Annotated in this window: 14 protein-coding genes; 7 read left to right on the plus strand and 7 right to left on the minus strand. The window is 72.9% G+C overall.

Annotated features, from left to right (window positions below; translation table 11 throughout):
- Positions 1-30 precede the first annotated feature (30 nt).
- The 7 genes from ACH4XV_RS35830 to ACH4XV_RS35860 all read right to left on the minus strand — a co-directional run bounded on the left by ACH4XV_RS35830 (position 31) and on the right by ACH4XV_RS35860 (position 12,456).
- Entirely contained in the window at positions 31-867 is an 837-nt protein-coding gene (locus ACH4XV_RS35830) for a class I SAM-dependent methyltransferase (protein WP_395796623.1), read from the minus strand.
- Entirely contained in the window at positions 864-2,249 is a 1,386-nt protein-coding gene (locus tag ACH4XV_RS35835) for a cytochrome P450 (protein WP_395796625.1), read from the minus strand. Before ACH4XV_RS35835 ends, ACH4XV_RS35830 begins: the two co-directional genes overlap by 4 nt.
- A 79-nt stretch (positions 2,250-2,328) precedes the next feature.
- The gene (locus ACH4XV_RS35840; RefSeq protein ID WP_395796627.1) at positions 2,329-5,316 is read right to left on the minus strand and encodes an NHLP bacteriocin export ABC transporter permease/ATPase subunit; all 2,988 of its coding nucleotides are present in this window, start codon (positions 5,314-5,316) and stop codon (positions 2,329-2,331) included.
- Between the two features lie 113 nt (positions 5,317-5,429).
- The gene (locus ACH4XV_RS35845) at positions 5,430-7,691 is read right to left on the minus strand and encodes an NHLP family bacteriocin export ABC transporter peptidase/permease/ATPase subunit (protein WP_395796628.1); all 2,262 of its coding nucleotides are present in this window, start codon (positions 7,689-7,691) and stop codon (positions 5,430-5,432) included.
- Complete coding sequence (locus tag ACH4XV_RS35850; protein ID WP_078978916.1) at positions 7,688-8,503, minus strand: HlyD family efflux transporter periplasmic adaptor subunit; 816 nt, start codon at positions 8,501-8,503, stop codon at positions 7,688-7,690. The genes ACH4XV_RS35845 and ACH4XV_RS35850 overlap by 4 nt, the downstream gene beginning before the upstream one ends.
- Positions 8,500-9,966 carry a SagB family peptide dehydrogenase gene (locus ACH4XV_RS35855; RefSeq protein WP_395796630.1) on the minus strand — a complete coding sequence of 489 codons (1,467 nt, stop codon included), beginning with the start codon at positions 9,964-9,966 and terminating at the stop codon, positions 8,500-8,502. Before ACH4XV_RS35855 ends, ACH4XV_RS35850 begins: the two co-directional genes overlap by 4 nt.
- A 183-nt stretch (positions 9,967-10,149) precedes the next feature.
- Entirely contained in the window at positions 10,150-12,456 is a 2,307-nt protein-coding gene (locus ACH4XV_RS35860; RefSeq protein ID WP_395796632.1) for a TOMM precursor leader peptide-binding protein, read from the minus strand.
- A 468-nt stretch (positions 12,457-12,924) separates the two neighbouring features.
- On the opposite strand from ACH4XV_RS35860, the gene ACH4XV_RS35865 reads away from it, so the two are divergent.
- From ACH4XV_RS35865 to ACH4XV_RS35895, 7 genes are all read left to right on the plus strand, one after another.
- A complete protein-coding gene (locus ACH4XV_RS35865; RefSeq protein ID WP_395796634.1) occupies positions 12,925-13,305 on the plus strand; it encodes a hypothetical protein in 381 nt (126 codons plus the stop codon).
- 37 nt (positions 13,306-13,342) lie between these two features.
- Positions 13,343-13,702 (plus strand): hypothetical protein, encoded by a 360-nt coding sequence (locus ACH4XV_RS35870; protein WP_380000404.1) that lies wholly within the window; start codon positions 13,343-13,345, stop codon positions 13,700-13,702.
- A 143-nt stretch (positions 13,703-13,845) separates the two neighbouring features.
- Positions 13,846-14,961, plus strand: a complete 1,116-nt coding sequence (locus ACH4XV_RS35875) for a hypothetical protein (protein WP_395796636.1) — start codon at positions 13,846-13,848, stop codon at positions 14,959-14,961.
- Between the two features lie 89 nt (positions 14,962-15,050).
- On the plus strand, positions 15,051-17,120 hold the full coding sequence (locus tag ACH4XV_RS35880; protein ID WP_395796638.1) for a radical SAM protein: 2,070 nt from the start codon (positions 15,051-15,053) through the stop codon (positions 17,118-17,120).
- A 9-nt stretch (positions 17,121-17,129) separates the two neighbouring features.
- Positions 17,130-17,279 (plus strand): hypothetical protein, encoded by a 150-nt coding sequence (locus ACH4XV_RS35885; RefSeq protein ID WP_395796640.1) that lies wholly within the window; start codon positions 17,130-17,132, stop codon positions 17,277-17,279.
- 27 nt (positions 17,280-17,306) lie between these two features.
- Entirely contained in the window at positions 17,307-18,110 is an 804-nt protein-coding gene (locus ACH4XV_RS35890; protein ID WP_395796642.1) for a response regulator transcription factor, read from the plus strand.
- A complete protein-coding gene (locus ACH4XV_RS35895) occupies positions 18,107-19,003 on the plus strand; it encodes a sensor histidine kinase (RefSeq protein ID WP_395796644.1) in 897 nt (298 codons plus the stop codon). The genes ACH4XV_RS35890 and ACH4XV_RS35895 overlap by 4 nt, the downstream gene beginning before the upstream one ends.
- Positions 19,004-19,091 lie beyond the last annotated feature (88 nt).

Below are 19,091 nucleotides of genomic sequence, written 5' to 3' on the forward strand. Positions count from 1 at the left end.
CACCCGACGCCTTCGCGGAGCGAACCTCCCTTACGACGTGGGTACTCGGCCGACCACCGCGAAGCCGAGGAGCAGGGTGAAGCCGTCGGCGGCGACGAAACGCTCCCACGCCGCCATCGCCCGGGCGTAGGTCCCCAGGCCCAGCGCGCCGCGCTCGACCAGCGGGAGCAGACGCTCGGGGGACAACTGCGGGGCGAGCGCGGCCGCGCCGCCGACCTCGTCGCTGGTGTACGCGAACGGGCGCACGGTGATCCCGGTCAGGCCCGCGCGGCGCAGGATCCGGGGCAGCCGGCGGGCCACCAGGCGATCCCCGCCGTCGGCGGCCTGGGCCGTGCCGAGCGCGCGGTAGGCGTCGGCGGACAGGGCCGACAGGTCCGGGTCCGCGCAGCCCCACAGCCCGGCGTCCACGTCGATCACGGCCAGCACGCCGCCGGGCCGCAGCAGCGCGGCCAGCGCCCGGGCGGCGCCCACCGGATCGGCCAGGTGCTGGAACACATAGCGGGCCAGCACCAGGTCGAACGAGCCCGCCGGCAGCGGCGGTTCGGTCAGATCGCCCGCCACGTAGTCGATTCCCGCCGCGGGTACCTCGGCTCGCGCCACCGCCAGCAGTCGCTCGTCCGCGTCCAGACCTACCAACCGGGTGTGTGGATCAGTCAGTTCGGCGCGCAGTCGGCGGGTGACCGCCCCGGTTCCGCAACCGGCGTCCAGCACCGCGCCGGCGACCGTGGGGGCCGTGTCCCGCAACACCCGCCACTCGTGTGCCCAGCTCAACTCGGCCTGGATCTCCAACCGGCGCACCTCGGCCGTCACCCCGCCGAGTTCGGCCTGCGGCCGATAGCTGCCTCCGGGGCGGGCCGGGCCGATCACGACCGACCGCCGGCGGCGAACGGGTGTGCGGTCATCAGCAGGCCGTCCCTGGGCCGCAGGGTCACCAGCGCCTCGGGCACCACCGGATGCCCGGCCACACCGCGCAACTCCAGCCGCTGCAACACCGTGGCCAGCACCAGGACCGCCTCGGTCAGGGCGAACGACTGGCCGATGCACACCCGGGGCCCTCCGCCGAACGGCACGTAGGCGTGCGCGGGCCGGGCCGCCCGGGCGGTCGCGGTGAAGCGTTCCGGGCGGAAGAGTTCGGGCTCCTCCCACACCGCCGGGTGTCGGTGCAGGGTCCACGGGCTGATGCACACGAGGGTGCCCTCGGGTACGTGGCGGCCGTCGAGCACATCGTCCGCCGCGGCCCGACGGGAGATCAACCACACCGGCGGATACAGCCGGATCGCCTCCTCCAGGCAGCGCCGGGTCAGCTCCAGCCGGGGCAGGTCGGCGGCCCGGGGCAGCTGGCCGGCCAGTACCTCGGCCAACTCGGCCCGGACCGCCGCCGCGGCCTCGGGATGACGGTCGAGCAGGTGCACGGTCCAACTCAGCGCCTTGGCCGTGGTCTCGTGCCCGGCCATCACCATGGTCAGCACCTGGTCGTGCAGTTCGCGGTTGCTCAGCGCGTCCCCGTGCGCGTCCCGGGCGCCGAGCATCGCGTCCAGCAGGTCGGCGGGCCGATCCGTCGGCGGGCCGGTGTAGCGCCGGGCGGCGACGAGCATGCCGACGACGCGGGCCAGGAAGGTCTGCGCGGCGGTGTACCGCCGGCGGAGCAGCGCCAGGTCCGCGTCCGCGACGGTCGGCGTGCCCGGTTCGCCGTCGAAGTGGCCGATGAAGCGGTTGATGTCGTCCACCGCGCGGCCGAACCCCCGTCCCGCCGCGGCCAGATCGGCGCCGAGCAGCGCGTCCGCGACGATCCGCAGGGTGAGCGCGGTGAAGTCGTGGTCGACGCGGATGGTCCGCCCCTCCCCGGCGGCCCGCTCCCACGCGTCGGCCAGGTCCACGGCCGCCTCGGTCATCAGCGAGTCGAACTCCTCCACCCGGCGCGGCCGGAAGGCCGGTGCGCACAACCGGCGTTGCCGCTCCCAGGCGGGGCCGTCGCTGGTCAACAGGCCCTTGCCGAGCAGCGGGGTGAGCATGAAGTCGTCCGGGGTGCCGGCCTTCGTCCACGCGGTGTAGTTGTCCTTGAGGATGTGCCGGACCAGGTCGGGACGATTGACGAACCACACCACCTCGCCGCGCGTGCGATGGCTGCACAGGTCGCCGAACTCGGCGGCGAGCGTGGTGAGGAAGGCGAGCGGGTCGACCCGGATGCCGGCCAGGTCGAGGTCGTCGGCGGGGCCGGGCGGACGGGCGTGGACGGGCGATCCGGGCACGGGGGCCTCCTGGGTGCGGTAGCGGCCGAACTCGCGGGCGGGTCGGTGCCGTGGGCGGCGGACGCCACCGCCCACGGCCTCAGGTCATCTGACGCTGGACCAACTGGTGGAACAGGCCGTCCTCGTCGGCCAGCAACTGGTCCGGCGGCCCGGACTGGACCACCCGTCCGGCGTCGAGTACCACGATGCGATCGGCCTGCATCACCGTGGACAACCGGTGCGCGATGATGATCCGGGTGGCGTTCAGCCGTCGGGTGCTCTGGGTGACCACCTCCTGGGTGCGGTTGTCCAGCGCACTGGTCGCCTCGTCGAAGAACAGGATGCGCGGCCGGCCGATCAGCGCCCGGGCGATCATCAGCCGTTGCCGCTGGCCGGCCGACAGGGTCACCGCGCCGTCGGAGAGCACGGTGTGCATGCCCATCGGCATCCGGCCCAGGTCCTGGTCCAGACCGGCCATCTCGGCCGCCTCCCAGGCCTCGTCCAGGGTGTAGTTGCGCAGTCCGCAGATGTTGTGCAGCACGCTGCCGGCGAACAGTTGCCCGTTCTGCAACACCACGCCGAACTGCCGGCGCACCGCCGCCACGTCCAGCGACGCGAGGTCCTGGCCGTCGTAGAGCACCGAGCCGGTGGTCGGCTGCTCGAAGCCGATCAGCAGCCGCAGCAGGGTGGACTTGCCGCAGCCGGTGGGCCCGACGATCGCGACGAACTCCCCGGGCCGGGCCCGCAGGTTCACGTCGTCCAGCACCGGCGGGGCGTCCGGCGCGTAGCGGAAGGACAGCCGGCTGACCTCGATGCCGCCGTACAGATCGCCCGGCGGCTGCTTGGACTCCAGCACCTCGGGCAACTCGGCGAGCACCGGCTGCACCCCCTCGAACAGCGGGACCGCCGCCGCCATCATGGTGATGCTCGCGGTCATCTGCAGCATCGAGCCGAGCATCAGGGCGTAGGCCACGCTGAACGACAGGAACCCGCCGACGTCCAACTCCCCGTCGGCGGGGCCGGAGACCATCGCGAACAGGAGCAGTGTGCACAGCAGCAGATAACCCGAGTTGAACACCGTGACCGTGTTCTGGAGCCGACGGGTGCGCACCGACAACACCCGGCTGCGGGCGAAGCCCATCGCCCAGAACGCGAAGGCCCGGTCCTCGGCCGCTGCGACCCGCAACTTAGGTAGGCCGGTGAGCAGTTGGAACATGCGGCCGGACAACTCGTGTTCCTCGGCCATCAGTTCGCGCTGGCGCCGCATCTGGCGCAGCCCGGCGACCGCGCACACCGCGCCGCCCACGGCGGCGAGCAGCAGGGCGAGCAGCGCCAGCGGCACGCTGTAGAAGAACAGCAGGCCCAGGTTGACCAGGAAGATCAGACACGCCGGCACGAACAGCGCGGTGACCCCGCTGAGGATCTCGCGCAGCGCGCTGATGCCCAGCGCGGCGCTGCTCAACGACCCGGACGAGACGGACGCGAAGAATCCGGTGGGCAGGCGCAACAGCCGATCCCACACGGCGGCCTGGGCGATCGCCTCGAACCGCCCCTCGACCCGCAGCAGCGAGAGGTTCTGCACCGCGGACAACACCGCCGCCAAGAGCGCGGAGGCGAGCAGCACCACGCACATCTGGGTGACCAGGACACGGTCGCCCTGCGGGACGAACACGCCGAGCACCTTCCCGGTCAACACCGGTACCGCCAGCCCGAGCAGCGCGGCGCCCAGGCCGCAGGCGAACAGCACGAGTATGTCGACCGTGCTGCCGCGCAGGCCGAAGCGCAGCAGGGTGCGGGCGCCGCCGGGGCGTTCGGGCAGGGCCGGATAGAACATGGTCGCCCGGCGCTCCAGGCGGGCCGCCCGGGCGCGGTCCACGGGCGTCCAGTCGGTGCCGGTGGGGTCGAGCACGTGATAGCGCCGACGCCGCCACATCAGGGCCACCGGACGGCGGGTGTCGGGGTCCCCGTCCGCCGGGCGGGTGTGCCCGACCAGCGGGCCGGAGTCGGTACGCCACCAGCGACCCGTGAGCGCCACATCGCGCACCCGGAAGCCGGAGGAGACGGCGATCCGCTCCAGCGGGTCCAGCCGGGCGTCGGCGGCCTCCGAGGTGCCGCCCCGGGTGATCGTCACCCCGCTCGCCTGCCCGACCACCCGGGCCACCGCGAGGTAGTCGTCCTGGTCGGCCGCGTCCAGGCCGACTCGGTGCACCGGCCGGTAGGGGTCCAGAACCGCGCCGAGGGCGCGCGAGGAGCGGCGCAGCGCGTCGGCGTCGACCTCGCGGCGCGCGTCCAGTTCCCGGCAGGCGTTGCCGCGCCGGCCGCGCAGGCGTTCGTCCACGCGCTGCATCAGGGTGTGCTGGTGGTGGGCGAGGTCGCGGGCGAACGGGGCCTCGGTGAGCACGTCCAGGGTACGGACGACGTGCACGAGCGCGCCGCCGACCGAGTACAGCCAGTCGGCCGCGCCGATCGCCAGCCGGCCGCCGAAGCCGACCGTGGCGCCCGCGTCGGGGACGTCGTCGGCCGCGGCGTCCGCGTCGGCCTCGTCCGGCCCGCCGATGGCCACCGACCCGGACAACACGCGCACCCACAGTGTGCCGGCGACCGAGCGGGCCGAGCCGCCGGCGGGCAACTCGGCGCCCTCGCCCGCCTCCAGGGCGGTGAACGTACGCGGCGGCAGGCCCATCCGCACCGCGTCGGCCAGCGCGCCCAGGCCCCGGTCCAGGCCCGCCGCGAAGCAGCCCGCGAACGCCGCGTCGGCCGCGGCGGCGGCCAGTACGTCGGCCAGCGGCGCGGCCCGCACCGTCCCGCCGGGCAACGGTTTGCCCAACATCGCGGTACCGCCGGCCGGCGCCCCGCACAGCACCGTCCCGGCCCCCACCCGGCACAGGAACTGCCAACGGCCGCCCTCCTCCCGGGTGGTGGCGAACACGTCCACCATGCCGGCGGTGACGAACCAGACCTGGAGGGCGCCGTCGAGCGCGCAGGCCCCGGCGAGTTCGGGGCCGAGCGCGGCACCGAGCGCGTGCAGGTCCGGCGGCGAGTCGTCGGGCGGCTCGGCGGGCTCGAAGCCCTGCGTGGGCTCGGTCATCCTTCCTCCTCTTTTCCGTGGTGGGACAGCTCCGTGGGGGGACGCCCGGTTCGTGGGGAGCGCGGCCGGCGTCGGGGGTGTTCGGGCGGTCGGTGGGTGTGCGGCGCGCCGGGCTACAGGTCGCGGATCAGTTCGGCGTACGGGCCTGGGATGCCCGCCAGGGTGTGGTGGTCGCCGCGCTGCGCGACCCGGCCCTGTTCGAGCACCACGATCTCGTCGCTGTCGCGCACCGTGGACAACCGGTGCGCGATGATCACGCACGCGCAGCCGCGGCGACGCAGGTTGTCGTCGATGGTCGCCTCGGTCTGCGCGTCGAGTGCGCTGGTGGCCTCGTCCAGGACCAGCACGCTGGGGTTGCGGACCAGGGCGCGGGCGATCTCCAGGCGCTGGCGCTGGCCGCCGGAGAAGTTCTTGCCGCTTTCCGCGACCGCGCTGTGGATGGTGCCGGGCCGGGCCGCGACCACGTCGTACACGGCCGCGTCGCGCAGCGCCGCGACCACCGTCTCGTCCGGGATCGAGTCGTCCCACAGCGTGACGTTGTCCCGCACGGTGCCCTCGAACAGGAAGATGTCCTGGTCCACGAACGCCACCGCGGTGCCCATCACATCTCGCGGATAGTCCCGGCGCGGCCGGCCGTCGAACAACAGCTCGCCGCTCCACGGTTCGTACAGCCCGGCGATCAACCGGCTCACCGTCGACTTGCCGCTGCCCGAGCCGCCGACCAGGGCGACCCGCCGCCCGGGGCCCACCCGCAGCGAGAAGTCGTCGAGGAGCGGTTTCCCCAACGGGCTGTAGCCGAAGGTGACATGGGACAACTCGACCCGGCCCGCGAGCACCGTGGCCGGCTCCTCGGCGCCGGAGCGGGCCCGACGGTCCCGTTCGTCGTCGAGGAACTCGGGCGCGGGCGGGAACTTCTCGATGTCCTTGAGCCGGTTGAGATCGGCGGTTACGTCCTGCAACCTCGGACCCAGGTTGGTCAGTTGGGCCACGGGCCGGCTGAACGAGTTGACCAGGGTCTGGAAGGCGACCAGCAGGCCGATCGACATGTGCCCGTCGATCGCCCGCAGGCCCCCGATCCACAACAGCAGACCGCTGTCCACGGCGGCGAGCAGCGGCGGTACCACCGCCAGGATCGAGGTGGGCGCGCCCAGTGCCTGCTGTCCGGAGACCACCCGGGCCTGGAATCCGGCCCAGCGCTTGAAGTAGTCGCCCTCGGCGCCGGATGCCTTCAGCGTCTCGATCAACTGGAGGCCGTTGAACGACGCCGACACCAGGCCCGAGCGGTCCGCGCGCAGCCGGGCCACGGTGTCGGTGCGCATCCGCGAGACCAGTTTGAGCACCACGATGTTGAGCATCGCCACGCCGACCCCCACCAGGGTCAACTGCGCGTCGTACGTCCACAGCAGGCCCGCGTAGACCACCACCAGCAGCATGCTGACCACCGTGGTGGCCACGTCGCGGGACAGGATCTGCGCGATGGTGTTGTTGGCGGAGACCCGCTTGCTGATCTCGGCCGGGTTGCGCTGGGTGAAGAACACCACGGGCAGCCGCAGCAGATGGCGCACCACGCGGACCGAGCTGCGGATCGACGACGCGGATTCGACCCGCAGCAGATGGGTCTGTTGCAGCATGGTCAGCGCGATGGTGACCGCCGCCGCCAACCCCATGGAGGCGAGCAGCGCGGGCAGGAACGAGTGGTCACCGCCGGTGAGCACCCGGTCGATGAACACCCGGGTGAACGCGGGCGCGGCCAGGCCGGGCAGGATCAGCAGCAGGCTGGCCAGGAGCGCGAGCAGCAGCGCGCCGCCGCTGCTGCGATAGCGCGCACGCAGGTCGGCGAGCAGCCGGGGCGGGTGCCCGCCGCGCCGGAAGTCCGGGCCCGGCTCGAAGGTGAGCACGATGCCGGTGAACGCGACGTCGAACTCCTCGGTGGTGACCGACCGGCGGCCCTGCGCGGGGTCGTTGAGCCGCACCATCGGCCGCCCGAGTCGGCGGGTCATGCCCTCGTAGACGACGAAGTGGTTGAACTTCCAGAACAGGATTGCCGGCGGCCGATTCCCGGCCAGTGCGGCGGTCTCCATCTGCATGCCGCGCGCGATCAGTCCGTACGAGCGCGCGGCGCGCAGCAGGTTCGCCGCCTTGGCGCCGTCGCGGGAGACCCCGCACGCGTGTCGCAACTCCTCCAGCGGGACGAAGCGGCCGTGGTGGGCGAGCACCATGGCCAGCGCGGCGGCGCCGCACTCGACGCCCTCCAGCTGGATGACCGTGGGCGTGCGTACCGACATCCGGCGCTCGGCGGACTCGCGGCGGCGGCGACCGCGCTCGCGCGGGGCGGGCGGCGCCCCGGCGGGCGGTGGCGAACTGGTGGTGGTCATCCAGGAAGCAGCCAATCGAGCGGGCGCTCGCCGGGCAGGCGGGCGAAGCCGGTGATGGGGGTCTGCGAGTCGATCCGGAACGGCGGGCCCGACTTGTTGGTCCAGCGGTAGCCGCTGAGCGTGCGCGGGTCGGTCTCCAGGTCGACGGTGACCCGGACCGCGCCGCCGGCGGACAGCAGCCGGCCCGCGGCCTGTTGGTCGCCGCCGAGGAAGTCGGCCACCTGCTGGGCGGTGTACGGGAACTGGTCGATCGCGGTGATCCGGCCGCGCAGCAGCCCGAACGCCTGGGAGGGCGCGGACTGTACGGATACGTCCACCTGGGTGCCCGGGCGCAACATGCCCGCGCTGCGCGGGGATACGAACAGCGTGGCCAGGAGCCGGTCGTCGTTGGCGTCGGTGCGCTCGACGGTCATGAACGTGGTGCCGACGGAGATGTATTGGCCGCTGGAGACGAGCAGGCCGATCACCCGGCCGGCGAACGGCGCCCGGACGATCTGGGTGGCGCCCTGCGCGTCGACCACGGAGAGCACCGGGGTGCCCTTGGGCACGAGCGTGGCCGAGTCGACGAACAGGTTGGACACCAGGCCGGTTTGCGGGCTCTGCACGCGCGAGACGCCGAGCGGGTGGGTGAGGATGCCGGGCACCTCGACCTTGCGCGGCAGGGTGCCGCCCGCCGACCAGGCGGCGGTGGCGCCGAGGAGCAGGGCCAGGGCGAGCAGCAGCGCCCAGGCGCGGGTGCGGACCAGGCGGATGGGCGCGTCGAGTTCCTCGGGGGCCTTCAGTCCCTCCAGGGCCTCGCGACGGAAGTTCATGGCCGTCCCCCTCCGGGCCCGCCCGGCACGGCGGTGTTCGGCTCCGGGCCGATCGTGCCGAGCAGGAACTCGCCGACGGTGCCCTCGCGTTCCCACCGGTTGCCGGTGGCGAGGGCGAACAGGTCGGAGTCGCCGCCGCCGAGCCCGCACCCGCCCAGGCCCATCGCGGTCGCGACCAGGTACATCGTCTGGTAGAGCACCCCTACGTGTTTGAGGACGAGCGCGTAACCCATCGTCTGGTACTTCCACATCACCCGCCCGAACCGCGCGCTCACCAGCAGCACGACCTGCGGCGGCGTGCTCATCAGCGCGGTGGCGCGGGCGATCTCGGACAACCGGCCGACCGCCGGACCGGGGTCGGCGACGTGTTCGAGGCGATGATCGCGAGGGTCGTAGTGGTACAGGCCCGGGGGCACCCCGACCACGTTGTTCACCAGCGGGTACAGCTCCAGTTCGTGGCAGCGCCCGCCCGACGGGTAGGGGCGGTCGCCGACCTCTTGGCGATCCTCGTGCAGGACGGCGCGGTTGCGTGCCGTGCGGTACAGGAACTCGCCCAGCTGCGCGAGGGTCAGCGGCCTCGTGTCGTCGTGCGCGCGCACCGAGCGACGGCCCTCCAGCACCTCGGTCAGCGGCGGATCGGTACGGCGTACGGCGTCCAGGTCGGGGTGGGGCAGGTCGACGGTCGGTCCGTCGAACGCCGGGCGGACCACCGGCAGGGGCGGCTCGGCGGCGGCCCGCCAGTAGGTGCCGCCGTAGGGCAGGTCGTGCCGGCCGGCCCGGGTGCGCCCGTGGAACCACAACTCGTGCGGCGACCACCGGGCCCGGTCCGGATCGGCGTCCTCCTGCTCCGGATCGACCAACAGGCCGTTCCGGGCCAGCAGTTCGAGGGCACGCGCACCGCCGGGTGGCAGCGCCCCGGCATCGTGGTGCGGCAGCGCGGCCACCAGTCCGGCCAGCGCCGGGTCGAGCAGGTCGGCGGCGACCGGGGCCAACGGCGACTCCAGGACGGTGTGTTCGCCCTCGCGGCGGAGCACCGCGAAGCGGGACAACCGCCGGGTCGCCGGATCGGGGGTGCTCGCGCCGCGGGCGAGCGGGGCCGGTGGGGCAAGCGGACGCAGCGCGAGGACGGGTCGGCCGGCCACCTCCAGGGTGGTGCCCAGCCACCCGCCTGCGCGCAACCGCTGGAGCAGCGCGGGCAGTTTCAGCAGGGCGCCCTCGCCGTCGCGGTCGAGTACGGCCCGGTGCAGGTCGTCCTCGCTGCTCGGGCGCTCGCAGAGCAGCGCGACGGCGGCCGCGATGCCCGGGGTCAACACGCCCAGGGACAGACCGCGCGGCCCGAGGAAGAGCAGGGTGGCGCCGGCGTCGTTGGTGCTCGCCCGCGCGTTCGGATGCAGGGCGATGCGTTCCACCGGCACCGTCGTCGCGGCGCCGGCCGCGGTCGGCGGGATACCGAGGCTGGTCATGGAACCTCCGGGGCAGGTCGGGCCGGGCCGGATCGGTTACGCGGCGGGAGCGGCCCGGGCGGAGCGGGCGGAGCGGGCGGAACAGGCGGTGCGGTGGGGGCCGGCCCGGCCCGGCCGAGCCGACCGGGCGCTTCGCGCACGCCGACGGTCGGCCCGGATCCCGGGCCAGGGCACGGGACGTGCTCAGAAGAAGACGCTGTACGGGTTGAGGTCGGCCTCGGGCACCGGCTCGGCCAGCCAGCCCAGCCGCACGGGTGTGTCGTACATCCGCCCCGGACCCAACCGGCGCCAGAAGTGCCGCAGCCCGGGGACCATCACCTTGGCCACGTTCAACTCCAGGTCGGGCAGGGTCTGATCGAGCACGATCACCTCGAGGTCGACCGCGCGCAACCGCTCCACCGTGCCGCGGATGTCGCGCGCGATGTCGCCGCTGTGCAGGATGCCGTAACCCTCCAGCGTGGTCTGCGGCAGATGCCGCGCGGGCAGTGCCCACGGCTGTGCCTCGGCAGTGGCGGCGTGCAGCCAGGCCAGGGTGTGCGGGTCGTCCTCCCAGTAGGCGGTGCTGCCGTCCGGGTTGCGGTTGATCACCGCGGGCAGGAACTGGTTCACCTCGGTGAGCGCGCGCAACACCGCAATGCGCACGTCCAGGTGGGCGCCGAAGCCGAGGAGGATGTCCTCCACCGGGTGGTCGGTGCGCCGGGAGACCGCGGCGAACGTGGGCACACCCAGGTCGGTGGTGATGTCGACGACCTCCAGGGTGCGCTGCATCCCGGCGTAGAAGTCGCGCAGGCTGTCCACGTACGGCTCGTGCAGCGAGTCCAGGTCGAAGCCCGGGCGCAGCGCCCGGTTGTACCACCACAGGCCGACCGCGTCCCGCTCGCAACTCTCGAACAGCCCCTGCATGATCGCCTCTTCGAGGGTGTTCCCCGAGGCGTTGCCGTTGCCGTCGCTGAAGCAGTAGAAGTGCTCGTTCAGGTCGGGGTGGCCGAACCACGAGTAGCCGGCCGGCACCAGGCGGGGTCGGTCCTCGGTCAGCGACCAGGCCCGGGTCCAGTTCAACCGGCGCTTCTCGTCGAATCGTTCCGGCACGATGTGCAGACGCCCGGCCGACTCGCGGTTCCACTCCTCGCGCGTCTCGTACTGGGTGTCGGAGTAGAGCAGCAGGTCGTACGGGTGCACGGCCAGGTCGGCGCCCAACTCCTCGAACGAACCCGGCTCGGTCCGGCGGTCGCCGCGCCACACCCCCGAGTAGCGCTCGATCGCCTCACACACCCCGCTGACCCGGGCCTGGACGTCGCTGCGGCCCTTGCCGCCGCTCTGGCCGCGCAGGTTGCGGCGCAACATGCCGATATTGGGTCCGGGTACGGCGAAGTTGTGGCTGGCCGAGTAGCTGAAGGTGACGCCGTTGTCCACGTCGTTGAGCAGGCGCAGCGCGCTGACCGCGCCGAGCAGTCGGCTGATGTGCTTCTCCAGCCGCTTGAACGTGTCGTCGGGGCGCATCGTACGGTGCCCGCCCTCGTCGTCGAACCGCACCGCCTGGTCCACGAGTTCGACCCGGGGGTCGCGGTCCAAAAGCAGCGTGGGATCGCCGCAGGCGGGGCACTGCGGCTGCCGGATCAACCGGTGTTGCTCCAGCCGCCGGCTGGGCACGTGCAGCGACACCAGGACACCCTCGTAACCGGAACGCCCGTCCGCCGCGAGGAGTTCGGCCGCGGCGGCGGCGACCAGGTGCGCGGACAGGCCCACCGACCAGGCGGTGGCGGCCAGGGAGGTGCGGATCGGCTCCTCGTCGACGGTGCCGTCGGGGCGCCGCCGCAGGAACGTCTCCACCTGCTGGTTGCCGGCCAGGCGGTGGGCCAGACAGTGCCAACAACCGGTGCGCCCGGGGACCAGGTAGGGGCCGGTCCACACATCCGCCCCGGTCGGCTTGGCGAGCAGCCAGGGCAGCCCGGCGGCCCGCAACCGGGCGTCCATCGCGGCCAGTCGCGGGTCGAGGTAGTCGTCGGTGAGCACCACCGTCAGGTCCGGCCGGTGTCCGCCCTCGGCGGTCGCCGCGCCGGTCTCGGCCGAGGTCACCGGGGTCACCGCCGCGCCGATCTCGCGCAGCGCCGCCACCACGGCGGCGGCGTCCACGGTGCCGAGCGCGGCCACCTCGATCCGCGCCCCGCGCAGCCGATGGGTCGCCTCGACCGCGTCCAGGCCCAGGCTCTCCCAGGCCGCGGCCCCGGCCCGGTCGTCGCTCGCCGCGCCGTCCACGAGGTGGCCGAAGCGCTGGAACTTCGAGATCGCGAACACCACTTCGCCCATCGTGAAGCGCTCGGCGAGCTTCTCGGTGATCTCGGCGATGGTGTGCGTGCCGTCGAGATACGGCAACACGGCCGCGACCGCCTTGCCCTGGACGAGGTAGTGGCCCTCCTCGCACAGGAGGAAGACCCGATCCGTACCGAAGGGGCGAGGGACGAGATGTGCCTTGAGTCGAGGCAGGTCCACGAATTCTCTCCCGGCGTAGTCGAATTTCCGGCAGCTTTTCTGGAAGCGGTGCCCTGCGGCCGTCGCCCGGTAATTGTTAGCGGCGTCCCGGGCGTCGGGACAAGGTCGTTCCGGCGAAATTCCGCTGTTTCTCCGGTGCGTTCGCATTGGGGTAGGGGGGTGTCCGGGCGAGTTCTATCGGAGGTGCCCGCCTAACGTTGGGGGGTCCCCCGTTTGTCCTGCCGGCAGGCGGCTTTGGCGTACGGGAGACGGGGCGCAGGGCTTGGGGGAGGGGTGCCGAAATCCTGGGACCCGGCAATTAGGAGTTCGGGCATTGACGGTTCCTCGGCGTGCTCCGCATGCTTCCGGTATTGCAGCCGAACCGATCCGGACCCGATCCGAACGTGCCTCGAATCCGATGTGAATCCGAAGCCGAGCGGGCGGAATTCGCTGCAGATCCCGAAGTCGGACCCAACGAGGGAGACTCAGATGGACCCCAGGGACAGGGCCGCGTTCGTCAGGTCCTACACGAAGGTGCTCACCGCCGCGTGGTCGGACGACGAGTACGCGAGCCGGCTGGAGAACGACCCGCGCGCCGCCCTCGCCGAACACGGCCTCGAACTGCCCGCCGGCGCCTCGGTGCGCATCATCCGCAACGTCGAGGGCGAGCCCGACCTCGACGGCCAGGTCACCCTGTGGGAGGCCGGCACCGTCTCCGGCACGTACGAGCTGCGCGTGCCCAACTCGCCGCAGATCGAACTGCGCGAACTGTCCGAGGCCGACCTCGAATCGGTCGCCGGCGGCACCATCGAAACGCGCGACGACACCACGTACTGCTGCTGCTGTTCCCCGTGCTGCTGCTGCACCTGACGGCGCGCCGCGGCACCGCGTAGCGAGAGGACGGCTCATGGAGCCCAGGGAAAGGGCCGCGTTCGTCAGTTTCTACGCCAAGGTGTTGACCGCGGCGTGGTCGGACGACGAGTACGCGGCCCGGTTGGAATCGGACCCGCGAGCCGCCCTCGCGGAGATGGGCTTCGAACTGCCCGCAGGCGCCACGGTGCGCATCACGCGTGAGGCCGGAGGGGAACCCGACCTCGAGGCGCAGGTGCACGCGTGGGCCGAGGGCACGAAGACCGGTCGGTACGAACTGTGGGTCCTGGACTCGCCGTTGCTGGAGACGCGCGAGCTGTCCGAAGCCGATCTCGACTCGGTGGCGGGCGGCGACGCGTACAGCTGCTCCTGCTCACCGTGCTGCACCAGCACCTGATCGGCCCGGCCCGGCGGCTCCGGTGCGCGGGAGACCCCGTCCTCCCGCGACACCGGAGCCGCCCCACGGGCCGGCCCGTGGCGTCCCGCAGTTCCGGAACCCGCCCCGGAATTCGACCGGCCACTGACCCGAGGTGGAGACCCATGCCCGGACCGACCGCGCCGGCCGCGCGCACACCGCACCCCTACGGGGCACGCGTGACCCACCCGCCCGTCGGCACCCGCCGCCGGGCGACCTCGGCCGTTCGCCGCCGGGTGGCCACGCTCGCCTGCGCCCTGCTCGTGGCCGGCGCCGCACTGGCCGGATGCGGGAAGGGCACCGCCGACCCCAAGCCCGCCGCGCCCCAGGCCGCCGCGCCCCCGGTGGGCGTGGAACAGGCCACTCGCCTGCTCCAGGAGTACTCCGCGGCCAACACGCGGATCAACACCGCCCTGGACCCGGCCGGGGTCGACGCGATCGAGATGCCCCCCGCCTCCACCGGCAGCAAGGCGGGCCTGCAGGTGGCCAAGACCCAGGCGGTCGCGGTGCCGACGACGGGATACGTGCATCCGCGCTTCGTCTTCCCGCGCCAGAGCGGATACCCGAAGTTCTTCGTGGCGATCACCCAACTGCTGCAATCCGACACGGTCTCCCCGTCGCCCAAATACCTGCTGTTCGTCCAGGAGCGCGACGGCGCGCCGTGGAAGGTCGCCTACTACCCGTTCGTCACCGACCGTTCGGAGATCCCGGACCTGGACCAGGACGCCGCCGGCGGCGCCCCCGCCGTCACCGACGGCGCCGGACTGCTCGCCGACCCCGCCGCCCTCGGCCGCGCCTACCAGGACTACGCCCAGGGCAAACGCGACCCCAAGGTGCCGCTGTCGCCGACCAAGACGCTCACCGGGCAGCTCACCGGCGGATGGACCGCCGGCGTCCAGGCGCTGCGCGCCAAGGGCGGCATCCTGGAGCGCGCCATCGCGCCCGACGCACCGCAATACCCGACGTATCTGCTGCGCACCCGCGACGGCGGTGTGCTGGCCTTCACCGCCGTCCAGGTCCGGGACACCATGACCTCCTCGGGCGGCAAGGACGGTGTACCGCTGGACGCGGGCAGCCGGGAGGCGGCGCTGGCCGGCAGCCCCGAGGGGGCCCGGGCGGCGCAGTACGTGATCACCCGCCTGATCGTCTCGCTCAGCCACATCCCACCCGCCTCGGCGCCGGGCACCGGCGTGCAGCTGATCGCCTACGGCGACTACGCCCTGTCGGTCGCGGCCGGCTGAGACCTGGTCCGGCCCGGCCCGGAGACCCCGAACCCCCGTCCCGCACGCCGCAGAGCATCCCGTCCACCAGGCCGCAGAGAGGACCCCGGATGTCGTCGCCCGTCGCACCGGCCCGCCGCCGTGAGGTCCACCTGGTCGAACTGACCGTGATGCCCGGCGTGCGCTACAGCGCCGTGCTCGGCCAACTGCACGCGGCGGCCCGGGCCGACCCGGAACTGGCCGCCGCGGTGACCTTCCACAAGCACGTACACCTCCAGCGCGGCGCCGGCGATCGGGACCGCGTCGCGCACGCGGTCCTGGACCGGCTCGACGACCCGCTCGTGATCGCCTTCACCGTCTACTTCTGGAACCGGGCCCGCACCCTGGAACTGGCCCGCCGGGTCAAGCAACGCTGGCCGCGCTGCCGGGTCGTGGTCGGCGGCAACGACGTCACCCACCAGCAGTGCGCGCTGTTCGCCGAGGCGCCGTGGGTGGACGTACTGGTGCACGGCGAGGGTGAGTTGCGCTTCCGGGACCTGCTGCGGCACTTCGTCGCACACCCCGACGCCCCGCTCACCAACCCCGCGCTGCGGGCCGCGCTGGCCCAGGTGCCCGGGATCAGCCTGCGCGGCCCCGACGGCACGCCGATCGACACCGCCGACGCACCGCGCGTGAGCGACCTGGACGCGCTTCCGTCGCCGCTGCTCGACCCCGAGGTGTGGTCGGACCAGGACCTGGCCGCCTCGCGGATGATCGTCTACGAGACCAACCGCGGCTGCCCGTACTCCTGCGCGTTCTGCTACTGGGGCGGCGCCACCAACTCCAAGGTGCGCCAATACTCCCTGGACCGCATCCGGGCCGAACTGGAACGGATCGTCACCCACGCCGGTAACGGCACCCAACTGTTCATCGCCGACGCCAACTTCGGCATCCTGCCGCGCGACACCGAAATCGCCCGCCTCCTGGTCGAGTTGTGCGCGAGCCGGCGCAAACGCCTGCTCGTGATGACCAACTGGGCCAAGAACACCAACGGCCGCGTGGTCGAGATCGCCACGATCCTGCACCGCGCCGGCCTGACCGGCGCGATCACGCTGTCGGCCCAGTCCTTCGACGCCGAGGTGCTGCAACTCGCCAACCGGACCAACATCCGGGTGGACAACTACCGGCGCATGCAACGGCAGTTCCGCGATCGCGGGATCCCCACCTACACCGATCTGATCTGGGGCATGCCCGGCGAATCGTTGGCCACTCACCTGGACGGCGTCGAGGAGGCGGTCGCCTCCGGCGGGTCACCCGTGGTGTATCCGCTCCTGCTGCTGAACAACACCGACTACACCCACGCCCGCTTCCGCGACGAGCACGCGCTGACCACCCGCCGCATGCCGTGCGATCCCGGCAATACGGATCTGATCGCCGACGTGGTCACCGGCCACTCCCGGATGGACTTCGCCGACTGGCTGCGCGGCATGGAACTGCGCATCCCGCTCACGCTGTTCCACAAGTGCCTGCTCCGCTGCACGCTGCGCGTGCTGGCCCGGGCCGCCGGGGCCCGCACCGTCGACCTGGTCGCCACGCTCGGCGAACACCTGCGCGCCGGCGGCCCGGACCCGATCGCCGCCTTCTGGTACGCCGACTACACCCGCTCGTGGCGCGAACCGGACCGTTTCCCGCGCGAGGCGCTGTACGCCGAACTGGGCACCGAGCCGATCCACGAGGAGGTGCACTACCAGGTGATCCTGCACCGGATGGTGCGCACCCCCGAGCGTGCCCGCCGACACGCACACGCCGCCGTCGACGTGCTGTACGAACACCTGGGCGCCGCCGCGCTGCCCGACCGGGCCGACCTGGACGCCGTGATCGACCTCGACCTCGCCGCCGCCTCGGTCTTCCGGGCCGGCATCCACCAGGTGGCCGAGACCCACGAGTTCGCGGTGCCCGCCGCGCTGTGGGCGATCCTGCGCGAGTACGGCGACGTGCCCGAGGCGGCCGGCGAGGAGAGCGCCGGCGACCTCGGCGCGGCCGTGGTCCGCGGCACCGTCACCGTCCCGGAGTTTCGCACCCACTACCCGTTCAGCCCCTACGCCCTGTCGGTCTGGCACGGCAGCGGACGCCCGATCCACGACTGCACGACCACCGCCGTCGCCACCCCCGCCGAGGCCGTCGAGCCCGCGCGCCACTGAGGGATTACCATGACCCGCAACGTCCGTGCCGCCGTCCCGATGATCTACGCCGTCGCCATCGTGGTCGGCTTCCTGATCGACACCCGCGTCGGGATCGCCGTCTGCATCGTCGGCGGAATGCTCGTCGGCCTCGCCTTCACCATGCTGCGCCGCTCCTGAGCCTCGGCGGCCGTCGACCCGGAGCATGTGGCACGCCGGAACGCCGTCGGCCGCACCGCCGCGTCGCCTATTCTCGTCCCGGATACGGGGGTGGGCGCGGTGACGGTGGACGAGACGAAGCGGCCCGCGGTGCTGCTGGCCGACGACGATGTCGCCATCACCGCACAATTGGGGCCGCTGTTGGAACGCTCCGGATTCGACGTCCGGATCGTGCACGACGGCGCGGCGGCGCTCACCGCCGCCGGCAGCGCGCCGGCCCCGGATCTGATCGTCCTGGACGTGCTGATGCCGCTCCTGGACGGGCGCGAGGTGCTGCGCCGCATCCGGCGCTCCGGCGCGTGGATCCCGGTCATCCTGCTGACCCAGGTCGGCGAGTCCACCGAGCGTGCCATGGCCCTGGAGGAAGGGGCCGACGACTACCTCAACAAACCGTTCGACCCGTACGAACTGGTGGCCCGCATGCGGGCGTTGTTGCGCCGCTCCGGTCGCGGACTGCCACCCCTCGCCGGCGCGCGCACACTCCGGGCCGGCGCGTTGCGGGTGGACCGGACCGCGCGCCGGGCCTGGCTGGGCGAGCGGGAACTGACGCTCACCCCCAAGGCCGGCGCGCTACTGGACTACCTGGTCACCCACCCCGACGAACTGCTCTCCCGCGAACGGCTGATGGAGGTGCTGTGGGGCTGGGAATCGGCCAGCACGACGCGGGCGGTGGACAACCGGGTGGCGGAACTGCGACGGGTGCTCGGCGACGACACCGCGGCGCCGCGCTGGATCGAGACGGTCACCGGCGAGGGATACCGCTTCGTGGCGCGCGTCGAGGCGGCCGAGTGAACCGCCGCCGACGCATCGTCCTGCTCGGCGCGGCGGCGGTCGCCTACCTGGCAGCCGTGACGGCCGCCGCCGTCTTCGCCGGCGACCTGCGCGTCTACGTACGCTTCGCCCCCGTCCTGGGCGTGGTCGTGCTCGGTGTGCTCGCCGCCGGCGCCGCGGTGCTGGTGATCGGGGCCCGCCGGCGGGTCGCCGAGGCCGCGGAGCGCGCCCGCGCCGCCGCGGCGGCCGAACACCACCGCTTCCTGCGCCGGTTGGACCACGAGCTGAAGAACCCGCTCACCGCGATGCGCCTGGGCCTGGCGAACCTCGCCGCCGACAAGGACACCGGCCCCGACGGTCCGCTCGCCGGCGTGGGGGAGCAGGTCGCCCGGCTCGCCCGGATCACCGGCGACCTGCGCAAGCTCGCCGACATCGAATCCCGCCCCCTTGAGCGGGTGGCGGTGGACGTGGCCGTACTCCTCGACGCCGCCGGCGAGACCGGACGCGACCTGCCCGGCGGCGCCGATCGGCGCATCACCGTCTCGGTACCGCGCGTGCCGTGGCCGCTGCCCACCCTGGCCGGCGACCCCGACCTGCTCGAACTGGCGTTGGAGAACCTGGTCGGCAACGCGGTCAAGTACAGCGACCCGGGCTGCGCGATCGAACTGCGCGCGTTCGAGGAGGACGGCTACGTGGTGGTCGAGGTCGCGGACACCGGACGCGGCATCCGCGCCGACGAACTCCCGAGCATATGGGAGGAGTTGGTTCGGGGCAGCGACGCACGCGGCACCCCGGGCAGTGGCCTGGGGCTGGCCCTGGTGCAGGCCGTCGTGCTGCGCCACGGTGGTCGTACCGAACTGCGCAGCCTGCCCGAGTCGGGCACCGTGGTGCGCCTTCGGCTGCCCACGTCGTGAGGGTGTATCGGAACCGGGTACCCGTGTCGCAGATCCGGTAGACGGTTGCCACGCCGCTGCGACGGACGTTCTCTACCGTAATGAGGAC

It is taken from the genome of Embleya sp. NPDC020630, assembly GCF_044334985.1.
GTDB lineage: Bacteria > Actinomycetota > Actinomycetes > Streptomycetales > Streptomycetaceae > Embleya.